19 protein-coding genes are annotated in these 14,318 nt (G+C 62.8%); 7 read left to right on the top strand and 12 right to left on the bottom strand.

Features of this window, described 5'->3' with window-relative positions; all coding sequences use genetic code 11:
* Window positions 1-6 precede the first annotated feature (6 nt).
* The 4 genes from BM269_RS04110 to BM269_RS04095 are packed head-to-tail and all read left to right on the top strand — an operon-like array spanning window position 7 to window position 2,161.
* Window positions 7-363 carry a YraN family protein gene (locus tag BM269_RS04110; RefSeq protein ID WP_090435766.1) on the top strand — a complete coding sequence of 119 codons (357 nt, stop codon included), beginning with the start codon at window positions 7-9 and terminating at the stop codon, window positions 361-363.
* 58 nt (window positions 364-421) lie between these two features.
* Window positions 422-1,018 (top strand): phosphoheptose isomerase, encoded by a 597-nt coding sequence (locus tag BM269_RS04105; RefSeq protein ID WP_090435765.1) that lies wholly within the window; start codon window positions 422-424, stop codon window positions 1,016-1,018.
* Window positions 1,011-1,640 carry a BON domain-containing protein gene (locus BM269_RS04100; RefSeq protein ID WP_090435764.1) on the top strand — a complete coding sequence of 210 codons (630 nt, stop codon included), beginning with the start codon at window positions 1,011-1,013 and terminating at the stop codon, window positions 1,638-1,640. Before BM269_RS04105 ends, BM269_RS04100 begins: the two co-directional genes overlap by 8 nt.
* Window positions 1,641-1,648: 8 nt before the next feature.
* On the top strand, window positions 1,649-2,161 hold the full coding sequence (locus tag BM269_RS04095; protein ID WP_090435763.1) for a TlpA disulfide reductase family protein: 513 nt from the start codon (window positions 1,649-1,651) through the stop codon (window positions 2,159-2,161).
* A gap of 4 nt (window positions 2,162-2,165) precedes the next feature.
* Here BM269_RS04095 and BM269_RS04090 read toward each other — a convergent pair whose 3' ends face one another.
* A complete protein-coding gene (locus BM269_RS04090; protein WP_090435762.1) occupies window positions 2,166-3,440 on the bottom strand; it encodes a DUF3034 family protein in 1,275 nt (424 codons plus the stop codon).
* 1 nt (window position 3,441) lies between these two features.
* Entirely contained in the window at window positions 3,442-3,858 is a 417-nt protein-coding gene (locus BM269_RS04085) for a PaaI family thioesterase (protein ID WP_090435761.1), read from the bottom strand.
* 151 nt (window positions 3,859-4,009) lie between these two features.
* Between BM269_RS04085 and BM269_RS04080 the strand changes: the two genes are divergently transcribed.
* Window positions 4,010-4,267 carry a DUF6966 domain-containing protein gene (locus tag BM269_RS04080; protein ID WP_090435760.1) on the top strand — a complete coding sequence of 86 codons (258 nt, stop codon included), beginning with the start codon at window positions 4,010-4,012 and terminating at the stop codon, window positions 4,265-4,267.
* A gap of 5 nt (window positions 4,268-4,272) precedes the next feature.
* On the opposite strand, the gene BM269_RS04075 is transcribed toward BM269_RS04080, so the two are convergent.
* From BM269_RS04075 to yfcF, 5 genes are all read right to left on the bottom strand, one after another.
* Window positions 4,273-4,935 carry a uracil-DNA glycosylase gene (locus tag BM269_RS04075; RefSeq protein ID WP_090435759.1) on the bottom strand — a complete coding sequence of 221 codons (663 nt, stop codon included), beginning with the start codon at window positions 4,933-4,935 and terminating at the stop codon, window positions 4,273-4,275.
* A gap of 20 nt (window positions 4,936-4,955) precedes the next feature.
* Window positions 4,956-5,507, bottom strand: a complete 552-nt coding sequence (locus tag BM269_RS04070) for a YdeI/OmpD-associated family protein (RefSeq protein WP_090435758.1) — start codon at window positions 5,505-5,507, stop codon at window positions 4,956-4,958.
* Window positions 5,508-5,565: 58 nt separating this feature from the next.
* Window positions 5,566-6,522 (bottom strand): lipoyl synthase, encoded by a 957-nt coding sequence (gene lipA, locus BM269_RS04065; RefSeq protein ID WP_090435757.1) that lies wholly within the window; start codon window positions 6,520-6,522, stop codon window positions 5,566-5,568.
* A gap of 12 nt (window positions 6,523-6,534) precedes the next feature.
* Window positions 6,535-7,203, bottom strand: coding sequence for a lipoyl(octanoyl) transferase LipB (gene lipB, locus BM269_RS04060; protein WP_090435756.1), 669 nt, complete (start codon window positions 7,201-7,203; stop codon window positions 6,535-6,537).
* Between the two features lie 86 nt (window positions 7,204-7,289).
* The gene (gene yfcF, locus BM269_RS04055; RefSeq protein ID WP_090435755.1) at window positions 7,290-7,919 is read right to left on the bottom strand and encodes a glutathione transferase; all 630 of its coding nucleotides are present in this window, start codon (window positions 7,917-7,919) and stop codon (window positions 7,290-7,292) included.
* A gap of 104 nt (window positions 7,920-8,023) precedes the next feature.
* Between yfcF and gcvA the strand changes: the two genes are divergently transcribed.
* On the top strand, window positions 8,024-8,917 hold the full coding sequence (gene gcvA, locus BM269_RS04050; protein ID WP_090435754.1) for a transcriptional regulator GcvA: 894 nt from the start codon (window positions 8,024-8,026) through the stop codon (window positions 8,915-8,917).
* Here gcvA and BM269_RS04045 read toward each other — a convergent pair.
* The 4 genes from BM269_RS04045 to BM269_RS04030 all read right to left on the bottom strand — a co-directional run bounded on the left by BM269_RS04045 (window position 8,901) and on the right by BM269_RS04030 (window position 11,784).
* Entirely contained in the window at window positions 8,901-9,179 is a 279-nt protein-coding gene (locus BM269_RS04045; RefSeq protein ID WP_090435753.1) for an HP0495 family protein, read from the bottom strand. The genes gcvA and BM269_RS04045 overlap by 17 nt on opposite strands.
* Before the next feature lie 108 nt (window positions 9,180-9,287).
* On the bottom strand, window positions 9,288-10,058 hold the full coding sequence (locus BM269_RS04040; protein WP_090435752.1) for a hypothetical protein: 771 nt from the start codon (window positions 10,056-10,058) through the stop codon (window positions 9,288-9,290).
* 46 nt (window positions 10,059-10,104) lie between these two features.
* Window positions 10,105-10,896 carry a DUF2491 family protein gene (locus BM269_RS04035; RefSeq protein WP_090435751.1) on the bottom strand — a complete coding sequence of 264 codons (792 nt, stop codon included), beginning with the start codon at window positions 10,894-10,896 and terminating at the stop codon, window positions 10,105-10,107.
* Between the two features lie 3 nt (window positions 10,897-10,899).
* Window positions 10,900-11,784, bottom strand: coding sequence for a hypothetical protein (locus BM269_RS04030; protein ID WP_090435750.1), 885 nt, complete (start codon window positions 11,782-11,784; stop codon window positions 10,900-10,902).
* A 95-nt stretch (window positions 11,785-11,879) separates the two neighbouring features.
* Between BM269_RS04030 and BM269_RS04025 the strand changes: the two genes are divergently transcribed.
* Window positions 11,880-12,368, top strand: a complete 489-nt coding sequence (locus BM269_RS04025) for a phage regulatory CII family protein (protein WP_090435749.1) — start codon at window positions 11,880-11,882, stop codon at window positions 12,366-12,368.
* A gap of 46 nt (window positions 12,369-12,414) precedes the next feature.
* Here the strand turns inward: BM269_RS04025 and BM269_RS04020 are convergent, their stop codons facing one another.
* Window positions 12,415-14,304: a DUF6600 domain-containing protein gene (locus BM269_RS04020; protein WP_090435748.1), complete on the bottom strand. Its 1,890-nt coding sequence runs from the start codon at window positions 14,302-14,304 to the stop codon at window positions 12,415-12,417.
* Window positions 14,305-14,318: the final 14 nt, after the last annotated feature.

Below are 14,318 nucleotides of genomic sequence, written 5' to 3'. Positions count from 1 at the left end.
AATCGCATGCCCCGCACCGAACTCCAGGAGATCGGCCGGGGCGGCGAAGACCGGGCGCTGGCCTACCTGCAGCAGCAAGGGCTTACCCTGGTCGAACGCAATTTCCTGTGCAAGACCGGGGAGCTGGACCTGGTCATGCGCGATGGCGATCATCTGGTGTTCGTCGAGGTCCGGGAACGCAACAATCCCCGCTTTGGCGGCGCTGCCGCCAGTATTTCCCCCGCCAAGCAGCGCCGCGTGCTGCGGGCCGCCAAGTTTTACCTGCTGCGATTTGTCAAAATGCCACCATGCCGCATCGACGTGGTGGCCATCGACGGCAAGCACATAAGTTGGCTGCGCAGCGCTATCATTGATCAAATGTAAGCATTTTTAACAGCGCTTGTGAGGCCCGCCAAGCCACTGCACTATAATTACGCACACTATGAACAATCAACGCATCCTCTCGCACTTCCACGAAAGTGCCGAAATCAAGATCCAGTCCGCAACCGTCCTGGCGCAGCCTATCGCGCAGGCGGTGGAACTGATGTTCTCCGCCCTCTCGAACGGCAACAAGATCCTGGCTTGCGGCAATGGCGGCTCGGCGGCTGACGCCCAGCACTTCGCCGCGGAGCTGGTCGGCCGTTTCGAGCGTGAACGCTTCCCGCTGCCGGCCATTTCGCTGGCAACCGACACCTCCATCCTGACCGCTGTGGCCAACGACTACAGCTACCGCGAGATCTTCTCCAAGCAGGTGCAGGCATTCGGCCAGGCCGGCGACATCCTGCTGGCGATTTCCACTTCGGGCAATTCGGCCAACGTGATGGCGGCAATCGAGGCGGCCCTGGAACGCGAGATGCGCGTAGTGGCACTGACCGGCAAAGGCGGCGGCGCAATCGGCAAGATGCTGACCGACGCCGACGTGCATATCTGCGTGCCGGCAGACCGCACCGCCCGTATCCAGGAAGTCCACCTGGTGACCATCCATTGCATTTGCGACGGCATCGACGTCGCCCTGTTCGGAGGAGATGTAAATGAATAAAGCCCGTCCACTTTCGCTGGCCGTGATGGCCGCGGTCCTGGCGAGCACCACCCTGTCCGCTTGCGCCCCGATCCTGGTCGGCGGTGCTGTGGCAGGTACCCTGGCTGCATCGGATCGCCGCACCCTGGGTGCGCAGACCGAAGACAAATCGATCGTCGTGAAGGCCGAGGTGAAGATGCCCAACATCGCCGGCAAGAGCTCGCACGTCAACGTGAACAGCTTCAACCGCCGCGTGCTGCTGACCGGCGAAGTACCGGACGACGAGATCAAGGCCAAGGTTGAACGCGAAGTGCGCGCCATCGACGGCGTGCTGAACGTGACCAATGAGCTGGAAGTGGGCTTCTCCTCCAGCTACACCTCGCGTTCGAACGATGCGCTGATCACCTCCAAAGTCAAACTGAGCCTGGCCGATGCCAAGGATATCTCGGCCAACTCCTTCAAGGTCATCACCGAGAAGGGTGCCGTATTCCTGATGGGCCGCGTAACCCAGCGTGAAGGTGCGCAAGCTGCCGACATCGCACGCGGCGTGGCCGGCGTGACCAAGGTCGTCAAGGTGTTCGAGTACATCACCGATGAGGACGTCAAGCAGTACCAGCCGTCCCAGCAGGCTTCCCAAGGCTAAAGCAGCATATGAGTACGGGCTCCAGGGCGTGGATTAAACCGGCGATTGCGCTTGCCGTCATCGCCGGCATCGGCTTCACGGCATACCAGTCGCTGAACAAGCACCAATCCGCCCCTGCGGTCACCTTCCTCGGCATCAAAGGGGAAAAGATCACGCCCGAGAGCCTGAAAGGCAAGGTCGTGATGGTCAATTTCTGGGCCACCTCGTGCACCACCTGCGTGGCCGAGATGCCGGAGATGGTCGAAACGTACAACAAGTACAAAGGCCAGGGCCTGGAATTCGTCGCCGTGGCGATGAAATACGACGCGCCCAACTACGTGGTCAACTTTACCGAGACGCGCCAGCTGCCATTCAAGGTGGCGCTGGACGTGACCGGCGACGCGGCCAAAGCCTATGGCGACGTCTCCATGACGCCGACCACCTTCGTCATCGACAAGGACGGCAACATCATCAAGCGCTACGTGGGCAAGCCGGAATTCCCGGCGCTCCATGCGCTGCTGGAAAAAGCCCTGAAGGGCTGATCGCTTAAAAGGCCAGCTGCGCGGACAGGTAAGCGCCGCGCTGGGTCTTCGGGTTGAACACCGTGAGCGTTCCCAGGTCCGCATACGCCGCCGTCAGCGAGCAATGGCGGCTCGGCAGCCACGCAAGAAAGATGTCCTTGTAGGCCTTCTCGTTATCCACTCCCAGATTGTGCGGTTTGCGGCGGTATTCCGCACCAAGCACCAGCTTGCGCGTCAACAGATAGCCGATGGACAGCTCGGGCATGAGCTTGCGGCTGCTTTCCTTGTCGCCGCCGAATCCCAATAGCCCCATCTGATTGGCGCGCGTGCTGCGCAAGGTGGCGTTCACCAGCAAGCTTTGTTCAAACAGGATCTTGGTGGCTGTGACATAGAAATCCGTGCCGCGCTCGGACTTCGCACCCAGGTGCCGGACGCTGGTGATGCCAAGTGCGGCAAGCCCGTCAACGCCCTTGTTCTTCTTGTATTGCAGGCCGACGGCGATTTGCGGCAGCCAGCTATCCTGCTGGTAGACGGCATCGCCTGCCACCCGCAGCTTGAGGCCGACGATGTCCTGTTTGATGCGCAAGCGGTCGAGCGGTGCCAGTTCGCCTTCGAAATCCTGGCGTGCCAGCGAAACTTCAACGCGGTCGCCGATGCCAACGGCTGCGCCATAGCTCAGCAGTTTGTAGTCTGGCGTGGATACACGCGTGGCGAAGGCACTGGCGCCCCAGCTGTCGCGCGTGCCGTAGCCCGTGATGAGGGCCCACGGCACGATGCCGCCACCGGCGCTGCCTTCCACCGTAGAGACGCCACCGGTCGCGATGAATTTGCCGTGATCGGGCTTCGCTTCCGGCGCGCCACCGCCAGCGGTCACGATATCGCGCTGCATCGGCGCCAGCTTGGCGATCAGCCGGTTGGACACACTGGCCGGGACGTTGTTGCGCTCCATCGCGATCTGCAGGTTTTCCGCCAGCGCATTGAAGTGCAGGTTGTTCAGCTTCATGTCCTCGTGAACCGACTTCATGTCGCGGTTCTTGTACTTGCCTGTGTACTTGCACGGGCCGCCGGCATACTCGCACACCTGCTCCGCCAGGCGCTCTTTGATGAGCGGGATATCGAAGCCGTCAAACGTGTCCTTGATGCGCGGATCGGCCAGCGAAATCTCGAACAGTGAATCGACGATGCGGGCAATGCCTTGCTTGCCTCCCAGGCCACGATAGACGGAATCTTCGGTGTACGGCGTTTGCGCCGTGGCCACGGAAGCGGCCAGGAGCAAGCTGGAGGCAAGCAGTATTCTCATATCATCCTTTCGGATAGAGGATCATTTGCGTACAGCGGAACAGGGCGATGGTCTTGCCGTTCGCCTTATTGGTGACCGTGGCATCCCACACCTGGGTCGTGCGGCCAGCATGCACCATGCGGGCGGAAACGGCAATCGTGCCTTCGCGCGCGGTGCCAAGATGGTTCGACTTCAGCTCGATCGTGGTGAAATTCTGGGCGCCTTCCGGCAGGTTGGCGATGCAGCCAAAACCGCAGGCCGTGTCGGCCAGGGTGACGACCGTGCCGGCGTGCAGGTAGCCGTTCGGCGCCAAGTGGTGCTGGACGATGTCGATTTCCGCCTGCAATTCGCCTGCGGAAGCAGCGGTGACGCGCACGCCGAGGTGGCCAGTCAGGTTGTTGTGCGTGAGTTGATTGAGTTGTTCGAGGTCGAATTTCATCGGGCTAGTCTCCTTTACAGATAAAGAATCATAGCAGCGGGAAACAGGGTATGCTTACGCATGCGCGGCCTGCCCCACAAGGGCCCGGTCTGCAGGCAAGACCAGAAGCTCAAAAGGTGGATTCAACCGATTAACTTACGGAGAATTTCCTATGAACGAACGAGAGCAACTGTCTGCCATCGTGCAGCGCATGGAAGTGAAGCTGGCGCAGGGCCACCAGGACGATTGGGCCCGCTTGCTGCACCGCGCACGCACCTTGAGCGCCTTCGATTGCTCGGCCGCCAAGGGCGAGATCCTGCACTATTTCGGCGGTGCCGGCTCCATCAGCGATCTTCAGCTCGATGAAGAGTTCAGCGACCTGCGCACCCAGCTCTATACCCTCTGCTACGGCAAGCACACCACGCATTGAAGCGCTCAAGCCCAGTTGATCGGCGCTTTGCCCTGCTGCGCCAGGTAGGCATTGGCACGTGAGAACGGCCGGCTGCCGAAGAAGCCCTTGTGCGCGGAGAAAGGAGACGGGTGGGGCGAGGTGATGACCAAGTGCTTGCGCGGGTCAATCAGGGCCCGCTTGGCGATCGCGTAGCTGCCCCACAGGATGAACACCAGCCCTTCACGGCCGGCCGACAGGCGCTGGATGGCGCTGTCGGTAAAATTCTCCCAACCCTTGCCGGCATGGGAGCCGGCTTCGCGGGCGCGCACTGTCAGCACGCTGTTCAACAGGAACACGCCCTGGCCGGCCCAATCGGACAGGTCGGTACGCTGGCGTGCCACGCCCAGGTCGGATTGCAGCTCCTGGAAGATGTTCTGCAGGCTCGGTTGCGGGCGGTTGCCGTCCGGGACCGAAAAGCAGAAGCCCATTGCAGCGCCGGGCGTATGGTAAGGGTCCTGGCCGAGGATCACGACTTTCACGTCATCGAACGGCGTCAGGTCGAAAGCGCGGAAGATATTGCGGCCGGCCGGGAAGCATTGGCGCTCGGCGTATTCCTCGCGCACGAAACCGGTCAGCGCTTGCCAATATGGTTGCGCGAATTCCTGATCCAGTTGGGCCTTCCAGCTTGGTTCGATGCGGACCGTCATATTGAAATCCTGCCCAGGCTTCAGTCGTCCAGGCCTTTTCCGGCCAGGATCTGCGGCATGCATTTCTCGACGCGCGACTCGCGGGTCTTGGCCTGCTTGGCGGAGGAGAAGTGCAGCAGGTAGCCGCGCTGGCGGCCCGGCGTCAAGGCGTAGAAAGCTTCAGCCAGGGCCGGATGCTCATCGAGCTTTTGCAGGAATTCGTCAGCCATCGGGAAATCGCTGGTGTCTTTGAATTCAACCTTGGCGCCGGATTTTTCGACACGGATCGCTTCTTCGACATAGGCTTTGATGATCTTCGCCTGCTTCTTGATTTCGGCGAGACCGGTGAAGCGGAGCTGGCGTCCGGCTTGCACGTTGGCGGTCTGCTGCACCAGGATGTTTTCCGGGTCCTGCATCAGGGTGCCCTTGAAGAACAGGAGCGCGCAGTATTCCTTGAAGCCGTGGATCAGGACGATGTTCTGATCATTGTAGGTAAAGCACGCGCAACCCCATTTCGTCTCCTCGTTCAAATGCGTGGAGAGAACGATCTTGCGCAGTGCTTCGAATTCCTCGTGCCATTTATGCTCAGCCATTCCTGCCTCCTATTATTGTTAGGTCGGCAATATACTACTTCAGAATGGCTGATTCGGCTCAGGCCTGTTCCAGCACGTTATGCGCCTGTTCGTCGGCGTGGTAAGACGAACGCACCATGGCGCCAACGGCGGCGTGGGCAAAGCCCATTTCGTAGGCTTTTTCTTCGAACATCTTGAACACGTCCGGGTGCACGTAACGCCGCACCGGCAGGTGGCTGTTGGACGGCGCCAGGTACTGGCCGATGGTCAGCATGTCGATGTCGTGCGCACGCATGTCGCGCATCACTTCCAGGATTTCTTCGTCGGTCTCGCCCAGGCCGACCATCAGGCCGGACTTGGTCTTGACGTGCGGGTAGCGTGCCTTGAAGTCCTTCAGCAAGGTCAGCGAGTGCTGGTAGTCGGCGCCCGGGCGGGCTTCCTTGTACAGGCGGGGCACGGTTTCCAGGTTGTGGTTCATCACGTCCGGCAGGCCGTCGGCGAAGATGTCCAGCGCTTTTTCCAGGCGGCCGCGGAAGTCGGGCACCAGCACTTCAACCTGGGTCTTCGGCGACAGTTCCTTGGTCTTGGTGATGCACTCGACGAAGTGGGCGGCACCGCCGTCGCGCAGGTCGTCGCGATCCACGGAAGTAATCACCACGTAGGACAGGCGCAGCTTGGCGATGGTGTTGGCCAGGTTTTGCGGTTCGTTCACGTCCAGCGGGTCGGGACGGCCGTGGCCCACGTCGCAGAACGGGCAGCGGCGGGTGCACTTGTCACCCATGATCATGAAGGTAGCAGTACCCTTGCCGAAGCATTCGCCGATATTCGGGCAGCTCGCTTCTTCGCACACGGTCACCAGCTTGTTCTCGCGCAGGATGTCCTTGATCTCGTAGAAGCGGGAGGAGGCCGATGCCGCCTTGACGCGGATCCACTCCGGCTTCTTCAGGCGTTCTGCCTGTTCGATCGGGATGATCTTGATCGGGATGCGGGAGGTCTTGTCGGCGCCTTTTTGCTTGTCGCTTGGGTTGTAAGTCATAGCTGCTTGCTTTCAGGTTAATTCAGGTTCGGCCACCTGCAGCTGGTTCACCAGCTCATTGGCCAGGGCCTGCTGGACATCGGCCAGCGGGACATCCACGCCCATCGAACGCATGTCGATGGTTTCCAGGCCTGCGTAACCGCAGGGATTGATCCGGGTGAAGGGGGCCAGGTCCATGCCCACGTTCAGCGATACGCCGTGGTAGGTGCAGCCATTGCCGCGCACCTTCAAGCCGAGGGCGGCGATCTTGGCGCCTTTTTTCGGGCCGTTGGCGATGTAGATGCCGGGCGCGCCTTCGATGCGCTCGCCGGCGAGATTATACGCGGCCAGCACATTGATGATCGCTTCTTCGATCTTGTTGACGAACTGGCGGGCGTACAGCTTGCCGCCTTTCTTGTTGCGGCGCAGGTCCATCATCAGGTAGACCACGACCTGGCCGGGACCGTGGAAGGTCACCTCGCCGCCGCGGTCGGTTTGCACCGTCGGAATCGACGTGGCACCGGCCAGCAGGTGGCCGCGGTCGGCGCCCAGGCCCAGCGTATAGACGGGCGGGTGCTCGACGATCCACAGTTCGTCGGGCGTATCTTCCTGGCGCGCGTCGGTGAAGGCGCGCATCGCTGCGAAAGTTGGCTCGTATTCGGCTTGGCCGAGATGGCGGATCACCGCCGGCTGGATAGGCATAGGGCTACAGGTCGGGAAAAGCCCCGCCATTATACCGGCCCAGCCCTTGGGCTGCTTAATGACTAAGCAGTTTTATGCCGATTTCCTTAAGCTGGCATCAGGTTGATGTTCTTTAGCCAATCTTGCAAGGACTCCCGCTGCCATTGGTGCGCCACATAATCCTTGAGCTTTTGCGGCACCGGGTCGCCGTTCATCACCAGGCGGCTCAGCATGATGGCCAGGTCGGTATCGGCGATGCACCAGCGGCCGAACAGGTAGGGGCCGTCGATCACGCGCTCGGCCAAATGCACCAGCTTATCCGCCGCCGCCTGGGCGGTGGGGGACAGCGGCTGTTCGGCGCGGCGGTAGAACACCGTGTAGGTGCTGCGCTCTTCCCGCAGTGCGCCCAGGTCGCTGCGCACCCAGGCCTGGATCTGGCGGGCGACGGCGCGCTTTTGGGGCAGCACCGGATACAGGGCACGGTGTTCAGGCGCTGGGAACATCTCGTCCAGGTACTCGGTGATCGCGCTGGACTCGGTCAGCATGAAGTCGTTGTGCACCAGGCAGGGTACGCGACCGGTCAGGGCTTTGCCGGTATAGGACAGTTCCTTGTTCTTGCCGGCTTCCAGGTCCACGGTTTCCAGCTCGAAATCGAGGCCTTTTTCGCGCAGGGCGACGAAGGCGGAAATGGCATACGGGCTGGTGAACTGGCTGTCCACATACAGTTTGAGGCTCATGGCGGGGCTCCGGCTTGGTTAGGTTTATTCACATGGTATGCCTTGCTTCATGCTTGCCAAAACGATATATTTTCTATTGCCTGGTTAGTTTTCCTCACAACGATATGCGTTTGCCGAATTTGTCCGCCCTGCGCGCCTTCGAGGCGGCGGTCCGTCACGAGAATTTCTCGCGGGCGGCGGCGGAGCTTTGCCTGACGCATGGCGCGATCAGCCACCAGGTGCGCGGACTGGAGGAAGAGCTGGGCGTGCAACTGTTCGTCCGCAACGGACGCCAGGTGACGGCAACGCCGGAGGCGCGGCGCTATGCGGCGACCGTGGCGCGCTGCCTGGCGGAGTTGGCGGATGGCGCGGCCGAGCTGCGGCCGCCGGAAGGCGTGCAGCGTTTGAGCGTGACTGCGATTCCCTCGTTTGCGGCGCGCTGGCTGGCACCGCGGCTGGGACAATTCATTGAGCAGCACCCGTCCATCGAGGTGATCCTGCAGGCCAGCGGGGCGTTGCAGGACCTGGTGCGGGAAGGGATCGATGTCGGCATCCGCTTCGGGCGGGGCAAGTATCCGGGGCTGGACGTGGAGCGGCTGATCGGGGAAATTTACTACCCGGTAGCGAGTCCTCACTATCGCGGTGGACAACTGCCTGCTTGCCCACAGGACTTGGCGAAAGCCACGTTATTGCGTTCGAACGAACCTTGGGCGCCCTGGTTCCGGGCGGCCGGACTGGACTTGCCGGAGCCTTCCGGCGGCGTGATGTTCGAGGATTTATCGATGCTGATACGCTCCGCCGTCGATGGCGACGGGGTAGCCTTGGTGCGCCACGTGGTGGCGATGCAGGAGATTGCGTCGGGCCAGTTGGTGCGGCTGTTCGATATTGCTTCGCCTTGCCCGGATGATTACTACCTGGTCAGTCCGCCCGCCGCCCTGCAGAAACCGCAGGTGCGGGCATTCCGTGAGTGGCTGAAGGCGGAAATCGCCCGCAGCCAGCTCCTTAGAGCACCATCTTGACCATCGGGTGGCCGGACAGCGCGCGGTAAATGTCGTCGAGCTGCGCGCGGCTGGTCGCGCGCACGGTGCAGGTCAGGCTGGTGTAATTACCCTTGGCCGATGGACGCGATTCCATTTTGCCTTCATGGAACGTCGGGTCGTGCGCGACCACCACTTCAATGATCGTGGTGGCGAAGGCGTCGTGGGTAGCGCCCATCACCTTGATCGGGAAGTCGCTCGGATACTCGATGAGGGACTCTTCAGGTGGGATGGGATTCGTCATGATATTTCCAATCTTGTAACAACAAAAAAAAGACCCGGCGCGGTGCGAGTGCGCCGGGTTCCATTTTACATCGTTAGCTATATGGCCCCGCAGGGCCGGTTTTCAAGTTCAGGCCGCTTCAGGAGCCTTGTTCGACAGGCGCTGCAAGCGCTCCAGAGCGGATTCGCTGCCGTTGGCCGGGTTGGTGACGGATTTGCGGATCGCGTCGATCTCGGCGGCCTGGTCGTACGGGCGCTGCCCGATGTCGGAGACGATCTTCATGCCTTCGGCCTCGTTGGCGATCGACTGGGCGCGCTTGGTCAACGCGTTCAGCGCGCTGGTGTTGCCGCGCATGCCCGACAGGTTGGCCAGCTGGCTCTGGCGCTCGGCGCGCACTTGCTGCAAGTCGCGCTGGGCCTTGGCCTGGGCCAGGGCTTGCATCGCCTTTTTCGCAGCGGCGTCGAAGTCGGCCAGCTGTTGCGACAGGGCGTCGACGATCTTTTGCAGCTCGTCCATATAGGCCTGGGCGTCGGCTTCCTCCTGGATTTCCTGCGGCAGGCGGCCTTTGTTGGCTTCCAGCTCATCGCAGAACAGGTTGATCGTGGCTTCCGAAATCTGGCCGGCGGCCAAGCGATCGGCCAGGGTACCGGTGGCTTTTTCGTCGGTGTCGATCAGCTTGCGCAGGCGGACCACGTCGTCGCGCTCCTTGTTGAAGGCGGCGCGGGCCTGGGCCAGCTTTTGGGCGGCGCTGCGCAGGGTGTCGGCCAGGCGGTCGCGGTCGGCCTCGGTCGCCGTTTCCGGGTCAAAACTGGCGATGGCTTCCGACACACGGTCGCCCAGGGCGCCAAAGTGCTTGGAAATCAGTCGTGCAGTCAGGGCCCAGCCATTCGAGTTGCTCATTTTTTGCATCCTTTCAGTTAAGTTCAATTCACCAATGCGGCGGTCGTTATTGGATGACCAGCCGTTCCTGCTCCACCGGGATTCCCACTACGAAGTCGACGTGAATCCCGCGTTTCCTTGCATCGCCGTTCACGCTCTGGAGGATTTCCGTCGTGACCAGCAGATATTCCTTGCTGCCGTCGCCCAACTGCCGGGCGTAGGGCATGAAGTACAGCTCTTGCTTCAGGCCTTGCATGCCGCTGGCTTCGTCGATGCGGGTTTCGGTGCCCGTGAAGGGCGGGATGAAACCGGCATTCGGGTCGCCGACATCGCGCTCGAAGTCCAGCGCTTCCTGCTCGCCGAAGGCGCTGGCCAGCACTGCGCTGTCGACGCCGCTTTCCTCGAGCTGGCTGCGCCACAGGCTGAATTGCAGGTCGCCCAGGCCCGCGCCGCCGGCGCCGGTAAAGGCGTCCTGGTCTTCCGCCGTGGTGGGGATGAAGCGCACCAGCTGCGTGCAATACAGGATTTCCTTCACCTCGCCGTGCTCGTCCACATACAGCTGGAGGAACTTCTCGCGTTCGTCGTCATCGCCCTTGGCCAGGTAGTAGCGGTAGAGGCGGCCGGCCATCGACAGCTTGAACTGGGAAATGGCGAGGATCCGGCTGTCTTCCGCTTCCGGCAACGCGACCAGGGAGCCGTTGGCGTTGGCGCGCAGCAGGGGCGACGCTTGCAGTTCCACCACGCTGCCGATCCTGGCTGCCAGCGGCAGGCCGCGGTCTTCCGGCGGCGGGGCGTCGCTTTCGACACCGCGGCGCTTGGCGCCGCTGCGCAGGTAATCGATGGCATCTTTCCAGCCCATTCCTTAGTTCCTTTCAAATGAGTAGTTGACGTTCTTTTTCACTTCCTGCGCGCCTGCCATCAGGCGGAAGGCTTTCCAGGCCAGCCAGGCCAGGCCGCCGATCAACAGGGCTACGGCAAGCTTGGCCAGGGTGCTCGATTCATGCGCAGCTGGTTTGGCGGCCGTGGCTTGCACCTGCGACTGGCGGGCCGTTTCTACCACTGCCCCGGCGATGTCGCTTGCGCCTGCCGCGTCTGCCATGGCGCCGGTGTTGCCGCTGACGTCAACGGGTGCGGTCGTTACCGGCACTGGCGCCTGGGCTGACTGGGCGACCGGTGCAGCGTGGCCGCTGGCGGCGCGGCCCAGCATGAAACCGCCGATGCCCCATAGCCAGCCGTTGCTGCTGTCGCGGACGATGACGGGAGCTGGTGCGCTGGTCGAGCCGCTGCTTGGGGCACCGTGCTGGGCGTAGGCACCGTTGTTATAGCCGCCATTCGCGCCGCTTCGGCCGCCGGGAAGCACCGGGTCAAGCGGTGGCAGCGGAGGCGTGGCGCCGGCGCGGGAAGCCGTGGCGCTGCCAACGCTGCCGGGCGCGGACTGGCCACCGGCAGCGGCGCGCCGCGTGTCGTAAGTCCGCATGGCCTGGTCCTGCGCGGCGCGGCGGTCCAGGTCGCGCGACATCGCCGAGTCGCGTTGTGGCGCGCGCGCTGCAGCAGGCGGCTGCGACTGGCGCTGGCCGAAGGTGCCGAAGCTTGGCTGTTTCGGGGTGCTGACGCTGCGCGACACCGTGCTCCGGCCCGACGAAAAGCCGCTGCGGTATGAGCCGCCTGGGCGGGCATCGGCCGTGTTGGCGACTACAATGGCCACCACGATTGCCATGATGGCCGCGAAGCGAGTGCGCTTGAACATGAATTTCACCGTTGTCAGGTAGTTAAACTTTCGATGAAAATCAGCATATCTTTCAAACAATCCGACTGCATCGGTAAAAAAAGGCCAGCTTCACCATGACTAAGAAATACCTGGACATGAACCAGCATGACGCGCTCTACAAGGTGGCGCGCACTTTCCCGGGCGGTATCGAGGCACTTGCCCAGCAAATGGGCATCTCGGCCAACGTGCTGCGCAATAAGCTGTCGCCGACCATCGCTTCGCATTACCCTTCGTTCGAGGAGGTGTCCACCATCGTCGACCTGTGCCACAAGGCCGGCGTGCATGAAGCCATGCTGCCGCTGCATGCGCTGCTGACGCGGCATGGCATGGCGGCGTTCATCGTGCCGATCCCCGATGATGTGAGCAACGACGATTTGTCGCAGACGGTGTGCAAGGTGATGGCCCAGGTGGGCGCGGTGGCGGAGGCGGTGTCGGAAGCCCTGATCGATGGCAAGGTGACGGAGGCGGAAGCCGACCTGATCGAGCGCGAGTTCCACGGCGCGCTGTCGGCGCTGGGCGAGTGGCGCGAACGGATTCGCCAGCGCGCCAAGACCGGCAAATAAAAAAAGCCAGCCATTGTTAGTGGCTGGCCTTGGCTGGGGGGCCTATTTAGCGGCGATTTCCCTCGTTATCCATGCGTTCCTGACGTTCCTGGGCACGCTCGCGTGCGTCCCGCCGCTGTGGCTGTGGCTGTGAATGTTGCTGCGGTTGGGACTGCTGAGGCTGCATCTGCGGCTGGGGTTGCGGTTGGGCCAGCTGTGGCGGCGGCGACATTTGCGCCGGGCGGGCCGGGGCGGTCTGGATTTGCGGCGCTTCGCGGCGGCCCCGGTCTTCACGCTCGCCGCCGCCGAAGCGCGGTTCGTGACGCGGCTGTTCCATGCGCTGGGGCTGCGGTTGCTGCTGTGGTTGCTGCACTTGCGGCGGCGCGACTTGCAATTGGGGCGGCTGCTGAGTCGCAGTAATGATGCCTGAACGACGCGGCTCCTCACGCATGTTGCGGCCCCGCCAGTTGTCGCGATCGTCATTGTCGGTGCGCGTCCAGTTTTGGCGCGGCTGCTGCGGCTGCGAGGTAATCTGCTGAGGTTGAGGCTGCTGCTGCGGCTGGGTCTGCAACAACGGCTGGCGTTGCTGTTCCGGACGCTCGGCGCGGCGGTCCTGGCGGTTGAAGCGATCGTCCCGATCCCGGTTGAAGCGCTCGTCGCGGTTCTGCTGCCCATCCTGCTGGCGTTGCGGCCGCTGCAGGCTGGAGGACAGTACCGGCGGTGCCGTCATGATCGGGACGTTGCGCACATCCTGCGGCGTGACGCGCGCCCCGTTATGCACCGGAATATGCCGGCCACGGCCCCACTGGTCGCTCGGCAGGGCAGTCACGCCATCCCGGCGGCCATCATGGTCGCGGTCCCGGTGGCGCTCATGCCAGCGCTCGTTGGTGCGATGATTCCAGATCAGGCGGCGCTCGAAATCCGACGAGACGCGGTAAGCCGGCACATAGCGGTCGCGTGGGCTCAGCGGGTACCAGCCCACTGCCGGACCTGAATGGCCGGAACCAAAACTCACGCTCCAGTTGTTGCCGCCGACCCAGCCCACCAGCGCCGGCGACCACACCGGGCGGCCCACCACGCGCCCTGGCGTCCAGCACCAGCGGCCGCTCACCACGACCCAGCGGCCGTAGTGGAATGGCGCATAGCCCCAAGGCGAGTTATCGACCCAGGTCCAGCCCCATGGCGAAATCCAGACCCAGCGGCCGTCGCGGTAAGGCGCCCAGCCAACCGGCACGGCGCGCGGGAACCAGACGTTGCCGTACTCACGGTCTTCGACCCAGTTGCCGTAATTGTCCAGGTCTTCGTAACCGGTCATGTCAGCAGGCACATAGCGCGAAGCGACCGTGCCTTCGTCGCGGCGGTCGCGGCCGGAGACCCAGTTGTCGAAATCATCACGCCTTGCCAGCGCGGTAAAGATATCGTCGCCGCGCACTTCCACGCGCTTGCCGGAGCGGGCGGTCAGCATGCTGCCGGCGCCTTCCACGCGGACGTTGCCGGCGAAAACATTGACAACCGTGGTATCGGGCGCGCGCTCGGTATCGATGCGGAAGGAGCCGGGTTCGGTCAGCGTGACGCGGGCTTGCGGCGTGAGGAATTCGAATTCATTGAGCATGCCGGGATCGCGCACACGCACGGCGGCGGTACCGTAATTCAGGCGCAGCACCAGGCGATCGTCATCCAGCTCCTGCACCTCGAGGTCGGTATCGCCGTCCAGGCGGATGGCAGCGGAGCCGACGCGGAATTCCGCACGGGCGCCGGAGGCCGTAGTCAGGTGGTTTTCACTGGTGACCGGCCAGTTCATCAGGTTGCCGGATTCTTCCTCGCCATTGACGAGCATGGTCACCCGGCCTTCGGTGACGGTGACCCGGCCCACCCGGGCGGGCGGGTCGGCCATGGCAACCGAGGTCACTGCGACCAACGCTGCCAGCATCAGGAACTGCGCAATCTTGCGGCTCATTTCTATCTCTCCAA

The organism is Duganella sp. CF458 (assembly GCF_900113115.1).
GTDB lineage: Bacteria > Pseudomonadota > Gammaproteobacteria > Burkholderiales > Burkholderiaceae_D > Rugamonas.
This window is presented reverse-complemented; position numbering and strand designations above follow the sequence as displayed.